This window comes from Kribbella sp. NPDC056951 (genome assembly GCF_042674205.1).
Taxonomy (GTDB): Bacteria; Actinomycetota; Actinomycetes; order Propionibacteriales; family Kribbellaceae; genus Kribbella; species Kribbella yunnanensis.
In genome coordinates this window covers 1516476-1540269 of sequence record NZ_JBHUQZ010000001.1, presented here as the reverse complement: position 1 = coordinate 1540269, position 23794 = coordinate 1516476, and the positions used below count along the sequence as shown (strand labels likewise).

Below are 23794 nucleotides of genomic sequence, written 5' to 3'. Positions count from 1 at the left end.
ACTACAGTAACGTCCGGACCACGAGAGAGTTGGCTGCCCATGCACGAGCTCCGGTACGACGTGGCGATCGTCGGCTACGGCCCCACCGGGGTGACCGCGGCCAACCTGCTCGGCGCTGCCGGCTTGAAGGTCGTCGTGGTCGAGAAGGACCCGACGGTCTTCTCCCGGGCGCGCGCCATCTCCACCGACGAGGAGGTGCTGAGGATCTGGCAGCGGGTCGGACTTGCCGAGCGGCTCAAGCAGGACATGCTCGGTCCACGCCCTCTCGACATCGTGGATGCGCAGGGCCGTCCGTTCCTGAGCGGCCACAGCACACCCCGCGGCCATGGCCATCCGGCGCAGATGTTCATCTACCAACCCGCACTCGAGCAGGTTCTCCGCGACGGAGCGGATCGCTACCCGAACGTCGACGTCCTGCTCGAGCACGAGTGTCTCCGGATCCAGCAGGACACCGATCGGGTCGAGCTCACGCTGATCGGGACCGGCGACGACACGGTCCGCCGGGTGCAGGCGTCGTACCTGATCGCAGCCGACGGCGGATCGAGCCCGGTCCGGGGGCAGCTCAACATCGGCTACGACGGCCGGACCTACGAGGACCGCTGGGTCGTCATCGACACCAAGATGCTCAAACCGTGGCCGGACCACGACCGGCTGCGCTTTCACGGCGATCCGGCTCGGCCGGCGGTGGACTGCCCGACCCCGCTCGGGCACCACCGGTGGGAGTTCCCGATCCTGGCCGGGGAGGACGAGCGAGAACTGACCACGGACGAGGAGATCTATCGGCTGGTGGCCCGCTACGGCATCAGCCGGGACAGCATCAAGATCCTGCGAGCCGTGGTCTACAGCCATCACGTCCGGCTCGCCGACCGCTGGCGGGTGGGCCGCGTCTTCCTGGCCGGCGACGCGGCCCACGCCATGCCGCCCTGGATCGGCCAGGGCATGGCCGCCGGCGTGCGGGACGCCGCCAACCTGTGCTGGAAACTGACCGCTGTCCTGCGCGGCCGGCTACCGGAGTCGATCCTCGACAGCTACGAGACCGAACGCAAACCACATGCCCGGGGCGTCACCAGACGGGCCGACTTCGTCGGGCGAATCACCACCGTACGGCGCCCGGCAGTGGCCGCTGCTCGCAATCGGGCGATGCGTGCAGTCTGCCGGATCCCAGGCGTCAACCAGGCCTTGCAGAATGCCGCCTGGATTCCCGTCGCGCGCTACCCGGCCGGCTTCCTGGCGACCGGCCGGGCCGCCGGATGGATGATTCCGCAGCCTTGGGTGACCGTTGCCGACGGCACCGACGTACGACTGGACGATGCGCTCGGCGACGACTGGGTCATGCTGCACGCCGCTGCCGCTTCCAATCAGCCCGCCTGGTCAGGTATCCGGGCACTCACCGTCAAGCCTGCCGGAAGGCGCCCGACCGAAGGGATCCTCGTCGACCGCGACGGGATTCTGCTGACCTGGATGCGCCGGCACGGGGCGGCAACCGTCGTACTGCGTCCCGACAGATACGTCTACGCGTCCGCCGAAACGCACAACCCCCTGCCGACGCCGCCCGTGGGCCTGACGGTTCGAGCAGCCTTCACCACTTCCAACTGAGGATCCAAGCATGCGAGAAATGACGATCGACATCGGGGACCGAGAGCTCTTCGTCGCCGAGACCGGTGACGGGCCGCCGGTCCTGCTGCTGCACGGCGGCGGCCCCGGCGCATCCGGTGTCTCCAACTACACGCGGAACATCGATGCCCTGGCCCGCCGGTACCGGGTGATCGTCCCCGACCTGCCGGGGTACGGACGCAGTACGAAAGGTGTCGATGGCAACGATCCCTTCGGTGACCTGGCCGACGCAGTCCGCCGGCTACTTGACGAGCTCGATCTCGAGAGCGCCCATCTGGTCGGCAACTCGTACGGCGGCGCAGCGGCACTGCGGCTCGCGTTGGACACTCCCGACCGGGTCGAGCGGATGGTGCTGATGGGCCCCGGCGGTATCGGCACCACCCGCGCACTGCCGACCCGCGGGCTCAACAAACTGCTCAGCTACTACGGCGGCGAAGGACCTTCGCGGCTCAAGCTGGAGAAGTTCATCCGGCAGTACCTCGTCTTCAACGCCGCCGAGATCCCCGACTCGGTCATCGATGAGCGATACCAGGCCAGCATCGACCCCGAGGTGGTCGCCGCTCCGCCATTGCGCCGGCCGACCGGACCCAACGCCGTACGAACCCTGTGGAGGATGGACTTCACGCGAGACCAGCGGCTCGATCGATTGCCGGTGCCGACGCTGGTGCTCTGGGGTGCCGACGACAGGGTCAACCGGCCGAGCGGGGGACAAGCTTTGGCGGATCGGTTGCCCAACTGCGACCTCTACCTGGTCGCCAACACCGGGCACTGGGTCCAGTTCGAACGTGCGGACCTGTTCAACCGGCTGTGCACGGAGTTCCTGGCAGGCCCGCGATGAGTGTCTTCGGCAACGTTCATCTCGGCTATGTCGTGGTCGAGACCAACCGCTTCGACGACTGGCGGCGATTCGGGGTCGATGCCATCGGCATGCATCACGACCAACTCGGCCGCGACCTGATGCGCTTCCGGCTGGACGACCAGGCCTGCCGCTTCCTGATCCAGCGTGGTCCGGCGGAGGACGTCGTGGCCACCGGCTGGCACCTCGACGATCATTCGACCTTCGACGAGATCGCCGCCCGGGTCCGGGCCCACAACGTGCCGATGACGGAGGGAACCGCCGAGGAGGCGCACCTGCGGGGAGTCGAGCGGCTGCTCCGGTTCCCCGGCCCGAAAGGAATCACCCAGGAGATCTACACCAAGGCGGTGACGACAGCCGAGCCGCTGCGCATGCTGGCCTCCGGATTCGTCACCGGCGACTCAGGCCTGGGCCATGTCGCCATCACGTCGAGCAAGCCGGCCCAGCTGCGCGGCTACTTCAACACCGTGTTCGACGCCCGACTGACCGACTACATCGACGAGACGATCAGTGGCGTCAAACTGAAGATCCGCTTCCTGCGCGTCAACGAACGACACCACTCGATCGCGATCGCGGCCACCCAAGGACTGCCGATCGACCCGATCCGCACCCGCGTCCAGCACCTCAACATCCAGGCCTCGACCCTCGACGATGTCGCGGCCAGCTACCAGCGGGTGCACGAGCTCGGCTTCGGGATGGCGCTGTCGGTCGGGCAGCACACCAACGACAAGGAACTTTCGTACTACGCGCGCACCCCGTCCGGGTTCGAGTGGGAGGTCGGCTGGAACCCGGTCGTCGTCGACGAATCCACCTGGGAGCCGAGCACCCACCAGGGCATCAGCATCTGGGGCCACACTCCAGTCGGCCAAACCATCGTCGACAAGCTCGAGCAGTTCCGCCGCGCCGCCCTCTCACTGGCCGCCACCGAGGACACCGTGCCGGCCCTGAGCGGCCCCGGCATCCCCGACGACTGACCGACCGCGGTCCGCTCAGGATCCGGTGAATGGCTCGGTTCCGAGGACCAGGCGGAGGTTGTCGAGACCGGAGTGGGCGCGGGCGTAGGTCAGTTCGTGGTTCAGGTCGCCGATCGTGTTGGTGATGGGGATCGAGAGGCCGAGCGTGGACAAGGTGCCGAGCGCACGGCCGTTGGCGTCGAGGTAGGCGCTGCCACTGTCACCGGGGATGCCGGGCCGCGGTGAGGTTGTTGTGTGGGCCCATCCGCGAACCGCCGGATCGGCAGACTCGATGACACCTTGCTGGGGAGACAGGGCGGCCAGGCCGGCGCGCAGACTCGAGTTGCCGTAGCTGAAGACCTCAGCACCGGAGGCACTCCCCGACGTGCTGAGATCTGTCGGCCCGCCCCAGAACGGCAGGCTCGGATTCACGAGTTTCAGGTATCGGGCATCGACCTTCACCAGCGCGAAGTCGTTGTGACCGCAGACCGCGCTGTCGGACTCGTTGCGTTGCTGCATGGTGATCCAACTGCTGTAGACCAGGCGGCCACGTCCGACGAGGTCACCGGCCGAAACCGGTGATCCGCCGCGGCGGAAGGTGACGGCTGTCCCCAGGGGCAGGCTGTCGGCCCGGCAGCCGTTCGTTTCCTCGCTGGAGCCTCGCGCGGCGCAGTGCGCGGCCTGCCCGACAAAGACGTTCCTCAGTTTGTCGGTGAAGACGAAGTTCGCGGTGCACTGTCCATCGCCGGTGTAGACCTGCGTGCCGGGAGCAATCTGTGAGTTCGCGCGCGACGCCCACCGAACGCCGGCGTCGGCTGCGGCCACCGTCATCGGGGACCTGCGTGGATCTGGCGTCGCTTTGTCAGCCTCGATGCGGGCTCCGGCATGGCATCCGCCGAGGCAGAGCACCAGAGCAGCAACGGGTACCAGGATGCCTTTCATGGAACTGCCACCAGCCGTCGGCGGCGGATCACAGCGGAGGCAGCCAGGAGTACGTCGTCGACGGTGTCAGCAGCGAGCATGACGATGCTGTCGGGTCGGATCAACGCGCTGGTACGGCGGCCTTGGGTCAGCCAATGGTGCAGCCGATCCCCGGGCTTCGTCTCGACGACGACGACGCCCAAGGCCGCCGCCTCCGCTCGCTGGAACGCGGTCAGGTGCTGTGTCGTGAGAAGTGCGAACCGGCCGGCCACATGGTCGTCCAGGCGCTGCTCGCTACCGACCGGCGCGTTCGCGCACAAGGTCCCCACGACGCCTCCGGACCAGCGACTTCGCCGCACCAGGCCCGTGCGGGTCAAGCGCGGAGTTTCGCCGGAGAGCACGCGGGCCGCCAGCCCCGGGACGAGGGACAACCGCGGTGCGATGAGCCGACGCAGAACGTCACCCGTCCGGCCGCCACTGGTCATGATCGCGCCGACCGCCTTGGCCAGGCGGATCATCTGGATGGCGTGCGGGCGTCGTTCCTGCTGGTAGGTGTCGAGGACTTGCTCGGGAAGCCGCGCGTCGAGGACACCGGCGAGCTTCCAGGAGAGATTCGCGGCGTCTCTCATCCCGGCGCCCAGGCCCTGACCGATGAACGGCGGCGTCAGGTGCGCCGCGTCGCCGAGCAGGAAGATGCGCCGGTCCCGCCATCGATCGGCGACCTGGGCACGAAACGTGTACGACGCCACCCGCACGATGTCGATCCGGTCGTCATCGGCCTCTCGCAACCAGGGCCCGATGATCGACCGGAGAGCACCGGGCGTCCGGAAGTCCTCCTGGTTCTCGTCGTCCGCGAGCCGGAACTCCCAGCGGTGCCGGCGAGCCCCGACGCGCATGTACGTCGCGGCACGGCCGGTGTCGCACACCTGATGCACACCGTCCCAATGGCCCAGTTCCTGATCGATGTCGAGATCGACGACGAGCCACCGCTGCTCGAACCCGAGATCCCGGAAGCGAGCACCGATCGCGCGGCGTACGAGGCTGTTCGCGCCGTCACAACCCAGTACGTACGACGCTGTCAGCGTCTCGCCTTGGCCCGTCGTCCGATCGCGAAGCTCGACCTGGACAGCACCGGCTGCCAGTTGCCGCACTGCCGTGACCTCGGCGTCGCTCCGCAACGTCACCGACGGGCAGTTGGCGAGGTTCGCGCGCAGAAGCACCTCCAGGTCCGGCTGGTCGAACAGGTTGGCTTCCGGATACCCGTGCCGGCCTGTGCGTTCGTGCCGCCGGAACTCCGCGATCGTCTGCTGCTGCCCATCCACGAGCCGGAGTCCGAGCGTAGGCCGGGAAATCCGCGCGAACTCACGCGCGACCCCGACCCAGCCCAGGATCCGGTACACCTCGTCGTCCAGGTGCACTGCCCGCGGCTGGGAATACACCTCAGCCCATCGCTCGAGAACCAGGACTTCGACACCGTACGACGCAAGCAAGGTGGCGGCGGCAACTCCGGTGGGACCGGCACCGACAACGATCACCCGGCCGGTCATAGCGTCACCCCGCCGAGCAGCAACCCGGCCACGGCGGCCAGTTCGGCGACGCCGATGAGCCGGTAGGCGCTGACACCGAGGCGTGCATGCGCGGCCGCGGCACGCATCGCCGGTACGGCGGCCACCTTCGCGGCACCGAGCGAGCCGAGGATCGCCATCAGTACGAACGCGATCACCGCGATGGCGGCGGTCACGCGTCCCTCACCACCGTGCGCTGCGTGCCGAGCACGATCGCGCCGTCGTCCGTGCCCACACCCGCCTCGATGACATCACCGGCGCGCAGGTACTTCCGGTTACCTGCCTGCCGCTTGAAGAACACCTTCCACTTCAGGGCAGGCGGCAGCAACGAGCCGAGGAGCTCCACCGGCTTGGCCGGCGCGCTGAGTGCGGTCCCGCCCGGGGTTCCGGTCAGCAGCACATCCCCCGGATCGAGCCGCTGGAACCTGGCCAGTGCCTGAAGTGCCGCCGCCGGCCGGAAGACCATGTCCGCCCCGACGACGCTGTCCTGCCGCGCCTCGCCGTTGACCGTGAGGCGCAGCCGGAGATCGGCGAATCTCCCGAGCTCGGCGGCATCGAGCAGGACGAGCGCCGGCCCGGCCGGCGTGAACGTCGGGTACGACTTCGACTCGTAGAACTGCGTCTTCGGCAACTGCACGTCTCGGGCGCTGACGTCATTCGTGACCACCAGACCGGCGACGTACCGGGAGAGGTCGCGCTCGTCGATGGCGGTGCCGACCGGGATCGGCGTCCCGATGACGACACCGATCTCGACCTCGTAGTCGAGAAAGCAGACGTGACCAGGGCGGCGGATGTCGTCGAACGGCCCACTGAGCGAACCGGACGATTTCCGGAAGAAGGTCAGCGGAACCGTGTCCGGATTCAGTCCGGAGTCCATGATGTGCGACCGGAAGTTGGTCATCTGCGCGACCACCCGGCACGGCGCGGTGATCGGCGACCGCAGAGTCAGTCGATCGACCGGTACGACGGGCCGGCCGGGGGTAGCGGCGTCATCGACGGCGCCCCGATCGGCGAGCAGTTCGGCGGTGGTGCCGGCCGCAGTGTCGATCCTCGCCGCACCGGCTGCTGTCTGGACCCACCAGGCGTCGTCGCTCCGAAGGACGGATACGGTCATGACGCCGCCACCTTCAGCAGACCGCGCAGGCGCGCGAGATCGAACTCGTTCTCGGATCGCAGGGCGGACGCGATGGAGCCGAGTTCGCCGAGCGTCTCCCGGCCGAACCCGATCCCCAGGAAGTCTTTCGTTGCCGACGGCCCCCATTGGGCCAAGCCCGATACCGTCATCGGCGCCCAGCCGGGCTCCAGAGTGTTGTCGAACAGGTCGCCGTCGGTGAAGTGTTCGACCAGGAAGCCGTCCGGATCACGCCAGTAGTCGAAGATCTGGCTGCCTTGGATGTGCCGGCCGATCCCCCACGACCGGCGATACCCCTGGTCCAGCAGATACTCACCGCCGGCGGCCAGCGCGTCCAGATCCGAGACCTGGTACGCCGAGTGCACGTACCGGTCGCGCGGACCGAGCGTGAGCGCGATCGTGTGATGGTCGGTCGCGACGGTCCCGCGATCACAGCGGACGAAGCCCATCACCGGACCGCGGTCACGACGCCCTTCGTGGTACAGGAAGTCACTCACGATCAGGCCGAGGTGCTTGAGGTACCAGTCCAAGGTCTCGCGGAACGTCGTACTCTGCAGAACCACATGCCCGAGTCGCTCGACCGTCACCGGCAGCCGGGCCGGGCGTTGGGTCGCGTTGGTACGCCGTACCTCGGAGCCGAAGTTGAACGCAGGCGGCGACTCCGACGGGATTTCCGGCAGCACGTGGACACCACTGACGACCCGGACCCGCGCGCCGCTGGGGTCCCGCAGCTCGACACCGATCCCTCCGAGGCCGTCCGGCAGTTTCTGTGGACGACTGCCGGTGACCTCGGCCAAGCGCAGGACGTCCTGTGGATCCGCAGCCGAGAACGCGAGGCCCGCGAACCGCGATCGCGGGCCGCGCCGGATCAGGACGCAAGGCGCTCCCGGCCGGGAGCCGCGGAGCTGCACTTCCGCGCTGGTCCGCGCCGCGACACCGAAACCGAAGGCCCGCGCGAACCGCTCAGCGCGATCGAGATCCGGCTTCTCGAACTCCAGCCAGGCCAGGTCCTCGACCTTGATCACCGGATTCCGCACCCGGCCCGGATGCTCGCCGCGGACGGCGCCGTACTCACTGTGCAGATTTCGGTGGCTCTCGTCCTTGACCGAACGCTCCACGATTCGCCTCCCTTGCCATCAACTGACGAAATCCTCACTTACGAGGAGCTCGTCAGTCAATGTTTCTGACGAATTCGTCAGAAACAGGGTCAGTCGGCGGGAAGGTTGTCGAGACTCGGGAGCGGAGACCGGGCGAGCGCACGAGCCTCGTCGGGCGGCAGGCCGAACATGCGCAGGAGGTCTTCGGCGATCTGGTCGGTGGCGGCGGCATCGTCGCGGCCGGGGCGATCGAGGAGGAGCTGACCGAGGGCCAGCAGGGCTCCACCGGCGATGACGACCGCGAGCTCGGGGTCGTGCGAGGTGAAGCGGCCGGCGTCGATCGCCGCCTGGAGGTCGCGGATCGCGCGCGGCGCCAGACCGCGGCTGGAGGTGATCAGTTCGGTCCCGCTGCGCAGGAGGACGCGGCTCAGTTGGGGCGCCTTCCGGTGCAACCGCCCGGTCAGCCGAAAGCTCCGAGCGAACGCCTCGGCCGGGTCGCCCGACGGATCACCGAGCGCATCCAAGACAGCACCGTGCGCCTCGAGCGCATCGTCGACAGCCGCCTCGAAAAGCTCGTCTTTGGTCTGGAAGTGGTTGTAGAACGAGCCCATCCCGACATCGGCCGCCTTGGTGATCTCCAGGATCGGCACATTCAGGTTGCCGTCGGCGATGAACGTCTGAGCTGCGCGCACGAGCGCCGTCCGGGTGCGCTGCTTGCGGCGCTCCAGACGGTTCGGCCCTGGCGTGGGGTCGGCTGCCATGCCCGCTAGCGTACACGCTTCGTCAGAGGTGACGATATCGTCAGTTCGAGGTAAGCTGACTTTTGCCTCGCTAGTGACGATATCGTCAATCCATGGCGTGAGGCCTGATCCGAGGAGTCTCCGTGTCGTCGTTCCTCTACCGGCTGGGGCGGTCCGCCGCCCGGCTCCGGGTGCTGGTCGTCGCCGTTTGGGTGCTCGTGCTGGCCGCCGCCGGCGGCGCCGCGGTGGTCTTCAACCACGGCACGGACGACACCTTCAGCATCCCGGGCTCGGAGTCCCAGGACGCACTCGACCACCTCGGGCGGGTCTTCCCGGAGGTCAGCGGTACGTCGGCGCAGCTGGTCCTCGTCGTACCGGACGGGCAGCAGGTCGGTACGGCGGCGACGCGGACCGCGGTGGCCTCGGCGGTCGAACGGATCGAGAAGGTCGACCAGGTCGCGACCGTGGTGAACCCGTTCGGGTCCGGCGTCTCGGGCGCGGTGTCGGGAGACGGGCGCGCCGCGCTGATCGCCGTACCTCTGAAGGTCGATCTCGCACAGGTCGAACCGTCGACCAAGGACGACCTGACCGGCATCGCCAACGACCTGGCGACCACCGTCGGCGACGGCGCGCACGTCTACACCGGCGGCGACGCGTACTCCAACAAGGTGCCGAAGCTCAGCCCGACCGAGGGGATCGGGCTCGGCATCGCACTGATCGTGCTGCTGCTGATGTTCCGCTCGATGATCGCGGCGGTGATGCCACTGGCCACCGCGGTGCTTGGTGTGGGCATCTCGGTCGGGCTGATCTATCTGGCAACCGTCGTCACGCCGATCTCCTCGACGGCGCCGATGCTCGCCGTGATGCTCGGTCTGGCCGTCGGCATCGACTACGCGCTCTTCCTGCTGTCCCGGCATCGAGACCAGCTCGCCGAAGGACTCGACGTCGAGGAGTCCGTGGCCAGAGCCACAGCGACCGCGGGGTCGGCAGTCATCTTCGCAGGCCTCACCGTGGTGATCGCGCTGCTCGGCCTCGCTGTTGCGGGGATCCCGTTCCTCACCACGATGGGTATCGCCGCGGCAGTCGCCGTCGCGTTCGCGGTGGCGATCGCGATCACGCTGATTCCCGCGCTGATGGCCATGGCCGGCGACCGGCTCCGGCCGCGTGCGCCCAAACCACCAAAGGCTCAGAAGGCCCGCAGGCGGCTGCGGCTGCCGAAGCCGCAGATCGCGAAGGCCTGGGTCCGTACGGCGACCAAGGTGCCGCTGCTCACCGTGGTCATCACGATCGTCGGGCTGGCCGTGTGCGCCATCCCGGCCGCCGATCTGCGCCTCGCCCTGCCGGACAACGGCAGTGAGGAGGAGGGCTCGACCGCCCGGGTGACCTACGAGGTCGTGAGCGAGCACTTCGGACCGGGGTACAACGGACCGCTGATCGTGACCGCGGACATCATCCAGAGCACCGACCCGGTCGGCCTGGTGAACAAGATCGCCGCCGAGATCCGCACCATGCCCGGTGTCGCCGCCGTACCGCTCGCGACCCCGAACCCGAAAGGTGACACCGGCATCATCCAGGTCGTCCCGACGACCGCCGCGGACTCGGCGCAGACCGAGGACCTGGTCAAGCGGCTCCGCGGCCAGGAGCAGCACTTCCTGGACACGTACGGAACGCGGACTGCCGTCACCGGAATCACCGCGGTCGGCATCGACGTCTCCGCGAAGCTCGGCCAGGCCCTTGTCCCGTTCGGGATTCTGGTCGTCGGCGTCTCGCTGATCCTGCTCGCGATGGTGTTCCGCTCGATCTGGGTTCCGCTGAAGGCCACGTTCGGATACCTGTTGTCGGTCGGCGCCGCGTTCGGCGCGACGTCGTTCGTCTTCCAGCAAGGCCATCTGGCCGAGACACTGCACGTGGCCCATACCGGCAGCGTGATCAGCTTCCTGCCGATCATCCTGATGGGTGTCCTGTTCGGTCTCGCGATGGACTACGAGGTCTTCCTGGTCTCCCGGATCCGCGAGGACTACGTCCATCACGGCGATCCGCAGCACGCGATCGAGTCCGGCTTCGTCTCCGCCTCACGGGTCGTGGTCGCGGCCGCGCTGATCATGTTCGCTGTCTTCGCCGCCTTCGTCCCGGAAGGCAGCGCGACGATCAAGCCGATCGCGTTCAGCCTCGCGATCGGTGTCGCCGTCGACGCCTTCGTCGTGCGAATGACGCTCGTACCAGCAGTACTCGCGCTGCTCGGGAAGCGGGCATGGGGCCTGCCCCCGAAACTCGACCGGATGCTGCCGGTGTTCGACGCCGAGGGTGACTCGCTGGTCCACGAGTTGCGGCTGGCCGACTGGGGCGGGCCCGACGAGGTGATCAGCGCCCGCGAACTCAGCCTGGACGACGACCGCGGTCACCCGATCTATCGAGGTGCCGAACTGCACGTGCCACGCGGCACGACGCTGGTCCTGCACGGCTACGGATCGGTCGGCAAGACAGCGCTGCTCTTCACACTGGCCGGGCGGGTCACCAAGCACAAGGGCGACCTGAAAGTGCTCGGGCGAGTCCTTCCACAGCACAGTCACGCACTACGCCGCGTCGTCCATGTCATCCGGTGCCGCGAGGTCGCCGACCCCGGTGCCGAGGCAGCCGCCGCGCTCGCGGACGGTGTCGAACTCGTCCTGCTCGACGACATCGACGTCGTACTGCGAACCGACGCCCGCGACGCGCTGCGCGACGTTCTCGCCCGCGACGCGTCGTTCGTCGTCAGCTGCCAGGACCCGGAGCGGATCCGGGACCTGCTCCCCGCCACCACCCAACTGTTCGGGCAGGCCAACCAGCCCGCGGAGGTTCACTGATGTTCAAGCCGTTCGCCAACTCCGCGCGGATGCCCGACGCCGGCCCGCTGACCTGGCGCACCTGGGCCGGGCTGATCGCCGTACCGATCCTGGTCATGGGCCTGCTGACCTGGGCCTTCTGGTCACCGGACAGCAACCACGACACCGCGACCGCGGCAGTCGTCAACAACGACGAGCCGGTCAAGGTCGGCAACCAGACCATCCCACTCGGCCGGACCCTGGCCGGCAACCTGATGAACAGCACGGAATCGCCCTACAACTGGGCACTCACGGATGCCGACGACGCCAAAGAAGGTATGGCCGACGGCAAGTACGCCGCAGTGGTCACCATTCCCGCGGACTTCTCCGCCAAGGCGACCTCAGCAGCCACCGGCAAGCCGTTGGACGCAACCCAGGGCGTGATCGAGGTCGAGACCTCCAGTACGGCGGGAGTCGCCGACCCGGCCCTGGCCACGCAGGTCGCCCGAGCAACCCAGCAGTCCCTCGACCAGCAAGTGGTCCAGACCTACCTGGACAACGTCTACATCGGCTTCAACACGATCCACACCCAACTCGTGAAGGCCGCCGACGGTGCCACCCAACTCGCAGCCGGCACCAAGCAACTCGTCCCGGGCGCACAACAGGTCGCCACCGGAGCCGGCCAACTGTCGACAGCCGCGACCCAGCTCTCCAGCGGCGCCAAACAACTGGCGTCCGGTACGTCGCAGCTCGCCACGGGTTCCTCGCAGCTCTCGAAGGGACTCACTCAGGCTGAGCGTGACACCGCCCAGTTGCCCGCGCTCACCAAGCAGCTCGCCGACGGCGCCGAGCAGGTTGCTCAAGGCAACCAGAAGATCGCTTCGACGGTCGTGCCGCTCGCCAATCGGGTGATCGCCGCATTGGACGCCGTACCGTCGGCCAAGGCCGATGCCGTCAAGTTCCAGCGGCTGGCGAGCCAGTGCAGTGCGAAGGGCGGTGCCCCCGAGTTCTGCCAGCAACTGGCGAAGGCCTCACGTGACTTCACTGCGACCGCGGCCAAGATCGACGCGACCAAGGCACGTGTCCGGGCGAACGCCGTACAGATCCGGGACTCGGTCCAGGCGCTCGCCACCGGTTCACGCAAGGTTGCCAACGGCAACCGTCAGCTGGCCGCGCAGGCCGGGCCCCTTACCCGTGGGATCGCCTCGGCGGCCGCCGGTGCCCGCAAACTGTCGACCGGCGCGGCAGCAGTCAACACCGGCGCGCAGAAACTCTCGACCGGTACCGCTCAGCTCGCCACCGGAGCCGGAAAGCTCGCCACCGGCGCTAAACAACTGTCGACCGGCGTCGGCAAGGTCAACACCGGTGCACAGCAATTGGCAACCGAGCTCAACAAGGGCCGCAACCAGGTGCCGACCTACACCGCCGACGAACGCAACCACCTCAAAACCGTGGCCGCCAACCCTTCGACCGCCACCGTGAACACCAACTCGACCGGCCCACTCGCGCTCGGCCTCTTCGCCGCGCTGGCGCTGTGGGCGCTCGCACTCGCCACCTACATCGTCACCCGCGCCGTCCCGGACGCCGTACTCACCGCACGCGAACCCACCTGGCGCATCATCATCCGCGCCGCGATCCCCGGCGCGACAGCCGCCGCGCTCGCCGCAGTCGTGATCACCGCCATCGCCGTACCGGTGCTGGATCTCGGCCTCGGCCGGACCGCGGCCTTCCTCGGAGTGACCCTGCTCGCGGCCTTCGCCTTCGTCTCACTCAACCAGGCCGCCACCGCGATCTTCGGCCGGTCCGGGCGCATCGCGTCCCTCGCGATCCTGCTCCTCGCCGCGGCGACGGGAACGGTGTCGACCCTGCCATCGCCGTTCTACAGCATCGCCGGCTACCTGCCGACGCACGGCGCCGTACTGGCTCTCCGGGCCCTAGCCACCGATAGCCCCGGCCTGGCCAACGGCATCGTCGAACTCGCCACCTGGCTGGCGATCGGCACCCTCATCACCATCGTCGTCACCGACCGCCGCCGCTACCTCACACCACGCCGTCTCCGCCTCGCCGCCGTAACCACGCACTGAATAGGGTGGGCGAGGTGATCATCCATCGAGAACTCACGGTGCCGGTGCCGAGCGAGGCACGGGGGGTGATCGAGACCATGGCGGAGGGCCATCTTCAAGGTCGTGGGCAGGTCGTTCTCGAAGCACCCGACCACGCGGTGACGGTCGCTCTCCGGCGAGACAGCGGATCCCTGGTCGTGATGGGTCCGCGTACCCGGGCTGTCTATCATGCGGCCGAACCGGGACGGTCGTGGCTTAAGCTGCGCCTGAAACCTGAGGCGGTGCACGGGCTGCTCGGTGGAGCAGGTGCCGAGCTGGTCGATCGAGCGGTTCCGTTGGCAGCAGTGACCGGCGATCGTGTCGCCCGTCGATTGGTTGCTGAAGGCCCGTTGTCGTTGGTCGCGGGGTTGTCGCGAACGGCCGGCACGGACCGCGCTTTGTTGGTGCGCCGCGCGACCGAACTACTTGCTACCGGCCTGCAGGTGGCGGAGGTGGCCCGGCGACTGCAGATCGGTGAGCGGCAGCTGCGGTCCGTCTTCGCCGTCACACTGGGGATCTCGCCGAAGCAGTTCGCCAGGATCAATCGGGTGCGGACGGTGATTCACAGCGCCGAGCGGCGGCCGCTCGCGCAGGTCGCGATCGACGCCGGGTACTACGACCAGGCTCACCTGACCACGGAGTTCAAGACACTGATGGGTGTGCCGCCGGCCGCGTTCTCCCGAGGAAGGATGCCGGCGGCAACCGCCTGTCAGTCACCGAACTGACGCCGGGCCCAGTCGGCGAAACTGCCCGCCGGCCGACCGAGAACTCGTTCGACATCGTCGGTCAGTACGGCGTTCCGACCAGCTCGCGCGAAGCCGACTCCCCGGATCATCGCCTCGATGGACGCCGGATCTTCGCCGTACTCCGTCAACTGACGCGCGAGCTCGGCCGGTTCGACGTCGACGACAGGGACGACCCGCCCTAGCACCTCGCTCAACTGGACCACCTGCTGCGGTACCGACAGTAGCTCCGGGCCGGTCAACGTGTAGGTCTGCCCATCGTGGCCGGGCCGGGTCAGTGCTTGGACAGCGACAGCTGCGATATCGGCCGGGTCGATCACACCTTGCTGCGCAGCTCCGGTCGGATTGATGACGGGCCGCCCGTCAGCGGTGAGCACGTTCGTGGCGAAGCTCGATGGACGCAGAATGGTCCACCTCCGGCCGCTTGCCTTGACCACCTGCTCAGCAGCCAGGTTCCAATAGCCGACCGTACCGCCGTCGAACTCTTCGCCGGCACCGATCCCGGACAACTTGACGATGGTTGCGTCCCCGACGACCTTCAGAAGCGCCTCGTCATGGCGGGTACTCGGTGGCCGCGCGACAGTGAGCAGGAAGACGGCTTCGACACCATCCACGGCGCGAGCGAGTGAGTCGGGATCGTCGAAATCTCCCCTGACGACCTCGGCCGCCGTACCGGCAAGTCTGGCCGGATCGCGGGTCATGGCGCGGGCCGGGTGGCCCGCGGCGAGGAGCTGTCGTAAGACCTCGCTGCCGATAGTCCCGGTTGCTCCGGTGACAAGAATCATGGCCCCCACCCTGGCCGGGTGGGGACCCGTGAGTCTTGGAGAAATCGGCGCGTTTCAGTTCAGGTCGACTTCGGACAGGTCATCAAGAATGGCCGTCAGTCGATCGCGAGACTGACGACGAGTTCGGCCTCACTCAGGATTCCGAAGCCCAACCTGAGCCGTTCCGGCTCTCGGCGCCAAACCCGCGGTGTCGCATGGCGGAAGCCGAGGTATCTGTTGACTGCGTCCCGGTCGTATCCCGGACCGTACGTGACGGTCCACTCGACGGTGAGCCGCGCCTTCTGCACAGCCTCGTTGAACGTATTGATCGATTCCACCAGCGAAGGGCCGACCGAGTTCGTCCAGGTGGCGGGTAGTGCGACGTTGGCACCGCCTGCCTTGACCATGAGCGAGTGCTGTCTCCAGTCGATCGAAAGGTCGAGCTGCGCGTTGATGGCGCCGCGCGCGTCCAGGCCGATAACGCTCACCTTGTGGATGTAATGCGGCGGCTGGAGTCCCCGCCCGACCCGTTCCAAGTGGTCGCGCGAGGCACCGGCCGTCTCGGCCAACAGTGCTCGAACCTGAGTCACCAGCAACGAGAATCGGCTGTACGTCGCAGTACGTGTGACTGTTGATGCCATGAGAACCTCACCCGCTCCGTGATTCCGTCAGATACGAACGGGTCAGCGTCCTGTCCGAGTCCAGCCGGCGTGCTGTGGCTGCGATGTCGTGATATGTCCAGCGACCGGCGCCGAGGTCGAGGATGCGACGATCCCGCAACAACGCCATGAGTTTGTCCGGCGATTGAGCCAGGATCCATTGGCCGAGGCCTTGTTCCCACAAGGCTGCCCGCACATCGCTCCAGAAGGAGATCGACTGATGCGGAAACTCTTCGAGCAATCCGAAGGCCTCCGGCTCCCGTAACCAGGGAAGGATGCTGGCGACGACGGGAAGCCGCTGATGCACGCTCGGTTCCCATCGGAAGACCCGTGCCCTGCCCGGGCGCAACAGCGGTGGATAGATGATCGAGGGATCGTTGCCGGTCAGCACGATCGGAACCCGCCGGGTCGCCATTCCCGCCACTTCCAGCGGGAAATCGCACAGGGCCATCAATTGGCCGTACACGATCTGTCTGTTGACGGTGTACTGGACCAGCTGTCCCCAGTCGCCCAGGACGGTGTCGACGTCATTGATCACCAGGACGCCGGGGGAGCGTGCTTGATTGTTCCCGGCCGCGAGGTACTGCTGCCGAATGATCTGCCCCGGGTGCCCGGCGTTCTCGCTCTCCAGCTCGCCAGGGCTGATGACGAACGTGCGCACGCCGAGGTCCGCACAGATGGCTTCGGTCTGGAAGGTCTTTCCCTCGCCAGGCGGACCGAAGATCGCGAGGATGAGCGGGCTCTCGGTGTTCCTGACAGCCAGGTTCCCGATCAGGTGGTTCCGGACGACCTCGGTGAAGCCGGGATCGATGATGGTCATCCGGAGCTACTTTCGATCCGACTCGCGCTGTTGCACCCGCGCTTGCAGATCGTCGAGCATCTGCCGCGAGCGGTTCGGCGATTCATCCTGCACCTCGGTCACCGTGACCCCGCCCGCAGTGGGCTTGGCCTCGTCAGGCATCAACCTCTGCACCCGAGCACTCAATGCCACCAGCATCTCCTTGGAGGACGCCGGGTCCTTGGGGTCGTAGTCCAGGGTCAGCTTGGACTTGAGCCGTGGCTTGGCATACGACAACTCCGGCGAGCTCACCACCAACTGCTCGAACATCCGGTGGGTCTCCCGCTCGAGGTCGTCGACCCGAACCTGAAGCCGGTCAGCCCGAGCGCGCGCCTCGCGAGCGATCGACGCATCGATCTGACTCACCGGCACTTCGGACTTGCCTGCTTTCACCATCCCCATCACGAGCTCTTCGACGATCCGGAGCCCCGAAGCCACCAAGAGCGCAGCAATGTCAATGACCATCGAAATTCCTCCCCTGACAGGCCCACAAGGCCTGTCCCCCACCGAAAAGCGTAGAGGGTTCGTCACCCTTCGTACAGAGGCAGGCGACCCTACTTCCAACCGGTCGGTTCTACTGGCCGCTCCAGGTTGCTAGTACGCGTAGTTTGTTCCAAGGGATGTGGCTCAGGGCTGCGGTGGTGCCGTCGAGGCCTGCTTTGGTGAGGGTGCCGCCGGGGCGCATGCCGTTGCCGGGCGTTTGCCAGGGGGCTCGGTTCGGGTCGGTGAGGTCGTCGCCGGCTACGCCGATGCCGCTGATCGGGCCGGGGCCGCCGCTGTCCAGGACATAGCCGCCGTACTTCTGCATGGCGACGCAGATCATCTTCTCGCCGGAGGAAGCACCGGGCAGACCCGCGCAGTCGACGGACGGATCGAGTTGGAGGCGGGCACCCATCGGGACGCAGGACGAACCCGAGGTTCCACCGTCGGATTTGCCGGCTGGTTTGCGGAAGTTGCTGCAGGTTGTGCGGGAGGTGAAGTACAGCGCGTGCTCGATGGTGCCGGTCGTGATTTCGCTGTTCAGGATGAAGCCCGCACCCGCCTGTACTTCGGCACCGGTGCCTACTCCCGAGGTCTTCGCCTCGGTACCGCCGCCGCTGGCCGCAGGCCAGGTTCCGCCGCAGGAGCCGTTCCAGGAGCCGCCGGCCTTGCTGGCGCCCCAGATCGACTTCACGGTCTTGTCGTCCTTGTTGTAGACGACGATCCATTCGTCACCAGGCGATGGGAGTTCACGGGTCGCGTAGTCGGGGATGTGGATCCCGTCGCCGACCGAACAGCCCCAGTCCTCGCTGAACTCCGGGTGGTACAGCGGATCGGAGTTGCTCGAGGTGAAGACGGTGATCTGCCACTCCGGGCCGTTCAGCCGCGGAGTGTTGGTGCCCATGCTGTTGACGATCGCCGCCGAGTTGGGATCGAGCCGCGGGTTGGCGCCGATCGCGGAGCGGAAGTAGTTGACCGATCCATCGGTCGCCGTGAACAGGTCGTTCGGGCCAGGCTGCCGCGGGTCCCAGTCGCCGGTCGGCGGCGGGTCGGTGGGTCCGCCGCCACCAGCACCCTCGTAGGCACCGACGTCGTACCCGTTGCCCTGCGGTCGCGCGACGCCGTCGCGGTCGGCTGCCGGAGCACCGGTGGCGCTGCCGGCGTCGATCGCCGCCGAGCCCGCGCGCAGGTGGTAGTCGCCGTTGCCCGGGTCAACGAATCCCGGATCGGCGGTCAGGTTGTGGTCGGCGCTGAACGGTCCGCCGATCCCGGTCGAGTTGCCGGCGAAGATCGTGTTCCGTACGACGTTCCCGGATCCGCTCACCTCGGACGCTCCGACGATCCCCGGCTTGGCGTTGTTCGCGATCGTGTTGTTGATGATCGAGATCCCCGAGATCGTCCCGCTGCTCTCCTTCCAGAACGAGATTCCCCCGCCCGCATTCCGGTACGACACATTGTTGACGATGCTGATGTTCTGCGCCTTCCGCGACGACGAGTAGTCCTCGACCGCGATCGCGATCCCGGCCTTCGAGGACTCCTTCGCGCCGTACGTCGTGTTGCCGCTGACCTCGACTCCCGACGACGAGTCGACGTAGATGTTCGGGCCGCGGTTGTCGTGCACGAGGTTGTTCCGGATCACACCTGCCGCGTTGTCGTCGTACTTGGCGTCGATCCCTTCCTCACCGTTGTCGTGCACATGGTTGTTCCGGATGTCGAACCGCGTGCTGCCCTCGCCGAGCGTGATGGCTTCGTGCGAAGCGCTGGTGCCCTTGTCGTTGTTGTGGTGCACGTCGCAACCGTCCACGACGATGTCGCTGCCACCGAGAATGACGAGACCGCCGTTCGAGGACGCCGACACCTCGCACCTGGCGAACGTGATGTGCGAGACCTGGTACCCGTAGACGCCGTGCGTCGGCGACCGCGTCACGGCGATGCCGTCGAACCGCAGCCATGACTTGCCGTCGAGGTTGAGCAGCCCGTTGCCGGACTTCAGCGTCTTGTTCCCGTCCAGTACGACGCGCGCACCCGGCGCCGCCTGGTAGACGATCTCCTGCCCGGACGCTCCGCTCTTCGGCTTCAGCGCCTCCTGATAGGTCCCGGCCGAGATCAGGATCGTGTCACCGGGTTGCGACGCATCGGCCGCCGCCTGAATCGTGCTGTACTGCGCTCCTGACTTCCCGACCGTCAACGTCCGGCCGGCCGCATCCGCCGTACCGGCCAGTGTGGGAGGCAAACCCAGAACCATCAGTCCAGCGATCGCGACGCCGGCCATCTGTCGTCTTCTCATCGGATTCCTTTGCGGTCAGGTGACTTCGAGTTCGTAGAGGGAGTAGCCGTAGCCGCTGGCGCGTTCCGTGCCTTGGAGGCGTACGTGGCGGGCGTTGGTCGGGGCGAGGCGGACGATCTCGGTACCGCCGTCGCCGTCCGTGCGGGTGTGGACGGTCTGCCAGGTCGTGCCGTTCTCGGAGACCTGCACCTGGTAGGCGCGGGCGTAGGCGAACTCCCAGACCAGCGTGATCTTGCTGATCGATCGGAGTGACCCGAGGTCGACCGAGATCCATTCCGGATCGTGTTCGAGCGCGCTGGCCCAGCGGGTCGCGATGCTGCCGTCTACCGCGTTGGCCGGTCCGAGGTCCGACGTCTCCCGCGAGCTCGACTGGGTCGGCCGGTTCAGGGCGAGATTCGGGTCCGGCGCGAACACCTCGAACTCGTACAGCGAATACCCGTACTCCGTCGCTCGCTCGGTGCCGTGCATGCGGACATGCCGCGCCGTCGTCGGGGTGAGGTCGATGTTGTCGGTGCCGCCGTCGCCGTCAGTGCGGGTATGGACGGTCCGCCACGTCACACCGTCGTCGGAGAGCTGGATCGTGTACTTCCGGGCGTGGGCCACCTCCCACACCAGCGACACCTTGTTGATCGTGCGCACCGATCCGAGGTCCACCGAGATCCACTCGGGATCATGTTCCAGCGCACTGGCCCAACGGGTTCCGTAGTTGCCATCGGCCACCTTCGGAGCGGCGTACTGGACGTCCTCCTGGGAGTTGGCGGTGACGGTTCGGCCGAAGGCGAGGTTCTCCGGCACCTTGTCGATGCGCCAGCGCTGGCAGGGACCGTTCCAGTAGGGCCAGATGATCAGGTCGGCACCGGACTCGGGGCGGCATCCGGCGACGTCGAGGGACTTGCCGCTCATCGTCTGGGTGATGCTCCACGATCCGTCGGCCGCCGGTTCGATCCGCCACCGCTGGCAGTCGTTGGGTGTGCTGGTCCAGAGATGAATGACGGCCAGGTTGTCGGTCGAGCAGCCTTGGACGTCGAGCGCCTTACCGCTGGCTGCTCCAACGACCTGATAGGCGTCCTGACCGAGCGGGTGGATCATCCACTGCTGGCAAGCACTCGCGCCACGCGGATCCCACACCCGTAGATCCGCACCATCCGTCGTACCGCAGTCGGCCGCCTCCAGGAAGCGGCCGCCCTTGACAGCACTCAGGCGGTACCGACCGTCGAGCTGGACGGAGTTCCTGGACGGCCGCAGAATCCACTGCTGGTCCGCGCCGTTGCCGCACGTCTGCTGGACCGCGGCCGCGCCAATCGCCTGTCCGGCGTTCTCGACTCCGACGCAGAAGCCGCTGTGCGCGTTGCGCAGCCGGACCACCGCGTCCTTGGTGAAGCCATCCAGGTACTCGATCGCGAACTGCTGACTGCTGGTCGCATCGCAGGCCTGTTGCAGCACTGGGCTTCCGGGCGACTCCTGCGAACCGCCAAGGTCCACGCAGGTGCTCTTCCCGTCATCCTTCACACCATCGAGGTGAGCCGGATGAAACTGATACTGCTCGACGCCGGGAAGCTGGTCGATCTGGAACCGCTGATGCAATGCTCCTGTGCACTCCCCCTGATCCAGTACGGCGTCCAGCGACCTGCTCCGGCCCCGGATCTGCAGGCACTGCCGACTGTGCCGAGCCACCAACTCATAACTCCGGAACTCGAGATCCGCCTTCGGCCCGGTCTCCGCGTGCACCGAAGCACCCGTCCAGACCTGCTGGGGCGCAGCGAACGCCGTACCGGTCGACGCCAGCACCTTGAGATCGCGACCTCCGTCGGGACGCGCGGCCACCAGCACCAGGTCGTCACGGCCGTCACCAGTCGTATCGACGACGTCGTACTCGGCCTTGGCAGGTTCCAGCAGCCCCGGTGTGCGCCACCACGTCTCGACGGCTGGTCCACCGGACCGCAGCACCAGTACGCCGAGATCGGTGTCCCCGTAGTCATACGGGATCACCAGGTCGTCCTGCCCATCGCCGGTCACGTCGCCCGCGACGCTGCGCGCCCGATCCGCACAATGGGACCCGTCGTACTTCGTCGTTCCCGCGTCGAACCCGGTTCCGGTCGATCGGAAGAAGGTCGCCCGCAACCGGCAGCCGCCACGATCGTCGAGTGTGACCAGGTCTTTGCGGCCGTCGCCGTCGAGATCGGCGATCACCGGACTGCTCTTGGCCCACTGGCCGGAACTGGGCGCCGTCCGGAGCCAACTCGCCGGCTGCCCACCTCCAGCACCGGACAGTACGTACGCCTGCCAGCCTCCGTCAAAGGTGTCGCGTTGCAGCACGATCTCATCACGTCCGTCGGCGTTGAGGTCACCCGCGAGCATCCGGGTCGTGCCGAGCGACCAGCCCTCGCCGCTGCTTCTCCAGACCGCTTGGCCGCGCGGCTCGTACGCACCACCCGTGGCTTTCAGCAGGTAGAGACCGAGCCGCTGCCCGGTCTCGGTGCGCATCAGCATCACGTCGGTCTTGCCGTCGCCATCGAAATCGCCGGTCACCGATCGGGTCCGGCTCAGCCCATAGCCACCGTTGATGCCGCTGTCCCAGCCGATCACACCGTCGTAGCGGCCGTCGCGTCCCTGGACCAGATTCCAGACCGTGGTCTGATCGAAACCCTTGTCGAACACCGCGATCGCATCCGGCCGTCCGTCACCGTCGACATCGCCGTGGGCCTTGGCAGGTGCCGGCGCGGGGTTGGCCTGCAGGCTCCACGCCGCAGACACCGGGCCGGGATTGCCGGCTCGATCGACGGCTGCGACGTACAGGCGTTTCCCGATGATGCCCGTCGACGGATCGGGCGAGAGCGTGACGGGTACGACGGCGACGCCGTCCGGACCGACCGGTACGGCGCCCGTCAGCCGATCCTGCTGGAAGCCGTACCGGAACTGAATCACGTCGCCATCGGCCGGATCCGGGCGCAGTGTCACCCGGCCGCTGGTCCACGCATTGATCGCGGGTTCGCCATCGGGGTAGTCGGAGGATTCGATCGTCGGCAGACCTGGTGGCGTCTCGTCAATCATGAAGTGGCACTTGGCCGTCGAGGGACCGTTGCTGGTGCCGTCGTTGCTGCGCGCGCTGTAGGCGTAGGCCACGTTCGCAACGAGTTTGCCCGCAGGGATAGTGGGCCAGCTGAAAGCCACGCCCGAGACGGTGATCGCCGAATCCAGCTCGTAATCGGGCGTTGACGCACCGATGCGCTGGATCGTCAGCCGCGTGGTCAGCACATTGCTCTCAGGGTCGCTGGCGATCGCGGTAAAGACCGGTTGAGTGGTGCCCATGATGGCGGGTGCGGTCGCCGTACCGCAGGAAACCGGCGGGCGCAGGTTCAGCTCCGCGGGCTTGCGCGGCGCGAGGTTTGGCGGCGTGGCCGCGACCGGAGACTCCAACGCGACGAGCAGACCGGCCGTGAGCGCCAAGCCCAGCATGCCGGTGGCCAACTTCCGAACTGTTTCCATTGGCTCCCCTAGGGGTCGAGGTCGCGAGTCTGCCATCGCCCGACCGGGCCGTCGATCCTCGTCAAACCTGCTCAAAAGGCCTTGCCAGCAACCGGAGTGACAGGTTCCGGCCACAGTCGGTTCGGGGTGGTGGAAGGTTTGATAGGCAGGTTCGGCCCGAGCAGCGCGGCGAGGCATTGCGGGACTCACACGCGGCGGCGATCGCGCCTTACTGGCAGGCGATCAGTACTCGCGTCAGCGGCGGCAACCGGACGTGCCGGGCGCCGCGTCTCTGTGGGGACCACGAGTTGCCAGCTCAGAACTCTGCGCCAAGGCGATCTGATTCGCAGGGATCGCAGTGCGCCGTTCGTCGAGCATCAGACACGCCGCTAGGTCTGCGACTCCTTCTGGCACCCGGGGAGATCAGCGCGACCAGGCTGTCCGCGTGCGCTTTGCTGCCGGCCCTAGAGGTCGACGCGTCGTTCAACCGCGAGCGCGTCACTTGCCTCCCCGTACCGGAGAACTGCATGCATGGGGCGCAGGCTACTTGCTCTGAGCAGGTTCTCGATGGTGGAGAACAGAGCGTCGGCGTCAGGTCCGTACAGGTAGAGGACCACTTCTTCAGCCCCGAATTCGTCGCCGTCGAACTCGCCGCATTCGGGCGGTAGCGCCGCTTCGAGTTGACCCTCGAGAGCCCAGATCTCAGCTCTCGCCTTTCGGCCGGTGGACCCGCGCCCATTCAGCGAGATGTGAATGATCACTGCGTGCTCCGGCACC

The 23794-nt window shown here is 67.3% G+C and carries 19 protein-coding genes; 6 read left to right on the top strand and 13 right to left on the bottom strand.

Annotated elements, in window-relative coordinates; genetic code table 11:
• Positions 1-39 precede the first annotated feature (39 nt).
• From ACFTSF_RS07100 to ACFTSF_RS07090, 3 genes are read left to right on the top strand one after another with little or no spacing between them, the layout of a single operon-like run.
• On the top strand, positions 40-1596 hold the full coding sequence (locus tag ACFTSF_RS07100) for a bifunctional 3-(3-hydroxy-phenyl)propionate/3-hydroxycinnamic acid hydroxylase (RefSeq protein WP_380152954.1): 1557 nt from the start codon (positions 40-42) through the stop codon (positions 1594-1596).
• Between the two features lie 10 nt (positions 1597-1606).
• Positions 1607-2452, top strand: a complete 846-nt coding sequence (locus tag ACFTSF_RS07095) for an alpha/beta fold hydrolase (protein WP_380152953.1) — start codon at positions 1607-1609, stop codon at positions 2450-2452.
• Entirely contained in the window at positions 2449-3444 is a 996-nt protein-coding gene (locus ACFTSF_RS07090) for a VOC family protein (protein ID WP_380152952.1), read from the top strand. The genes ACFTSF_RS07095 and ACFTSF_RS07090 overlap by 4 nt, the downstream gene beginning before the upstream one ends.
• A 15-nt stretch (positions 3445-3459) precedes the next feature.
• On the opposite strand, the gene ACFTSF_RS07085 is transcribed toward ACFTSF_RS07090, so the two are convergent.
• The 6 genes from ACFTSF_RS07085 to ACFTSF_RS07060 all read right to left on the bottom strand — a co-directional run bounded on the left by ACFTSF_RS07085 (position 3460) and on the right by ACFTSF_RS07060 (position 8899).
• The gene (locus ACFTSF_RS07085; RefSeq protein ID WP_380152951.1) at positions 3460-4254 is read right to left on the bottom strand and encodes a hypothetical protein; all 795 of its coding nucleotides are present in this window, start codon (positions 4252-4254) and stop codon (positions 3460-3462) included.
• A gap of 107 nt (positions 4255-4361) precedes the next feature.
• Positions 4362-5891, bottom strand: coding sequence for a bifunctional 3-(3-hydroxy-phenyl)propionate/3-hydroxycinnamic acid hydroxylase (locus ACFTSF_RS07080; RefSeq protein WP_380152950.1), 1530 nt, complete (start codon positions 5889-5891; stop codon positions 4362-4364).
• A complete protein-coding gene (locus tag ACFTSF_RS07075; protein ID WP_380152949.1) occupies positions 5888-6085 on the bottom strand; it encodes a hypothetical protein in 198 nt (65 codons plus the stop codon). Before ACFTSF_RS07075 ends, ACFTSF_RS07080 begins: the two co-directional genes overlap by 4 nt.
• Positions 6082-7023: a fumarylacetoacetate hydrolase family protein gene (locus tag ACFTSF_RS07070; RefSeq protein WP_380152947.1), complete on the bottom strand. Its 942-nt coding sequence runs from the start codon at positions 7021-7023 to the stop codon at positions 6082-6084. The genes ACFTSF_RS07075 and ACFTSF_RS07070 overlap by 4 nt, the downstream gene beginning before the upstream one ends.
• Entirely contained in the window at positions 7020-8159 is a 1140-nt protein-coding gene (locus ACFTSF_RS07065; protein WP_380152945.1) for a VOC family protein, read from the bottom strand. Before ACFTSF_RS07065 ends, ACFTSF_RS07070 begins: the two co-directional genes overlap by 4 nt.
• A gap of 89 nt (positions 8160-8248) precedes the next feature.
• Positions 8249-8899 (bottom strand): TetR/AcrR family transcriptional regulator, encoded by a 651-nt coding sequence (locus tag ACFTSF_RS07060; protein WP_380152944.1) that lies wholly within the window; start codon positions 8897-8899, stop codon positions 8249-8251.
• 122 nt (positions 8900-9021) lie between these two features.
• On the opposite strand from ACFTSF_RS07060, the gene ACFTSF_RS07055 reads away from it, so the two are divergent.
• The 3 genes from ACFTSF_RS07055 to ACFTSF_RS07045 are packed head-to-tail and all read left to right on the top strand — an operon-like array spanning position 9022 to position 14506.
• Complete coding sequence (locus ACFTSF_RS07055; protein ID WP_380152943.1) at positions 9022-11721, top strand: MMPL family transporter; 2700 nt, start codon at positions 9022-9024, stop codon at positions 11719-11721.
• Entirely contained in the window at positions 11721-13763 is a 2043-nt protein-coding gene (locus tag ACFTSF_RS07050) for a YhgE/Pip family protein (RefSeq protein ID WP_380152942.1), read from the top strand. The genes ACFTSF_RS07055 and ACFTSF_RS07050 overlap by 1 nt, the downstream gene beginning before the upstream one ends.
• A 14-nt stretch (positions 13764-13777) precedes the next feature.
• On the top strand, positions 13778-14506 hold the full coding sequence (locus ACFTSF_RS07045) for a helix-turn-helix domain-containing protein (protein WP_380152941.1): 729 nt from the start codon (positions 13778-13780) through the stop codon (positions 14504-14506).
• On the opposite strand, the gene ACFTSF_RS07040 is transcribed toward ACFTSF_RS07045, so the two are convergent.
• The 7 genes from ACFTSF_RS07040 to ACFTSF_RS07010 all read right to left on the bottom strand — a co-directional run bounded on the left by ACFTSF_RS07040 (position 14491) and on the right by ACFTSF_RS07010 (position 23793).
• Positions 14491-15309 carry an NAD(P)H-binding protein gene (locus ACFTSF_RS07040; protein ID WP_380152940.1) on the bottom strand — a complete coding sequence of 273 codons (819 nt, stop codon included), beginning with the start codon at positions 15307-15309 and terminating at the stop codon, positions 14491-14493. The genes ACFTSF_RS07045 and ACFTSF_RS07040 overlap by 16 nt on opposite strands.
• Positions 15310-15404: 95 nt before the next feature.
• Positions 15405-15857, bottom strand: a complete 453-nt coding sequence (locus ACFTSF_RS07035; RefSeq protein WP_380152939.1) for a hypothetical protein — start codon at positions 15855-15857, stop codon at positions 15405-15407.
• Between the two features lie 79 nt (positions 15858-15936).
• Entirely contained in the window at positions 15937-16767 is an 831-nt protein-coding gene (locus ACFTSF_RS07030; RefSeq protein WP_380152937.1) for an AAA family ATPase, read from the bottom strand.
• Positions 16768-16773: 6 nt separating this feature from the next.
• On the bottom strand, positions 16774-17250 hold the full coding sequence (locus tag ACFTSF_RS07025) for a hypothetical protein (protein WP_380152936.1): 477 nt from the start codon (positions 17248-17250) through the stop codon (positions 16774-16776).
• Positions 17251-17359: 109 nt separating this feature from the next.
• Positions 17360-19552 (bottom strand): right-handed parallel beta-helix repeat-containing protein, encoded by a 2193-nt coding sequence (locus tag ACFTSF_RS07020; protein WP_380152934.1) that lies wholly within the window; start codon positions 19550-19552, stop codon positions 17360-17362.
• A 15-nt stretch (positions 19553-19567) separates the two neighbouring features.
• Positions 19568-23038 (bottom strand): discoidin domain-containing protein, encoded by a 3471-nt coding sequence (locus ACFTSF_RS07015; protein WP_380152932.1) that lies wholly within the window; start codon positions 23036-23038, stop codon positions 19568-19570.
• Between the two features lie 443 nt (positions 23039-23481).
• A complete protein-coding gene (locus ACFTSF_RS07010; protein ID WP_380152930.1) occupies positions 23482-23793 on the bottom strand; it encodes a hypothetical protein in 312 nt (103 codons plus the stop codon).
• Between the last annotated feature and the right edge of the window lies 1 nt (position 23794).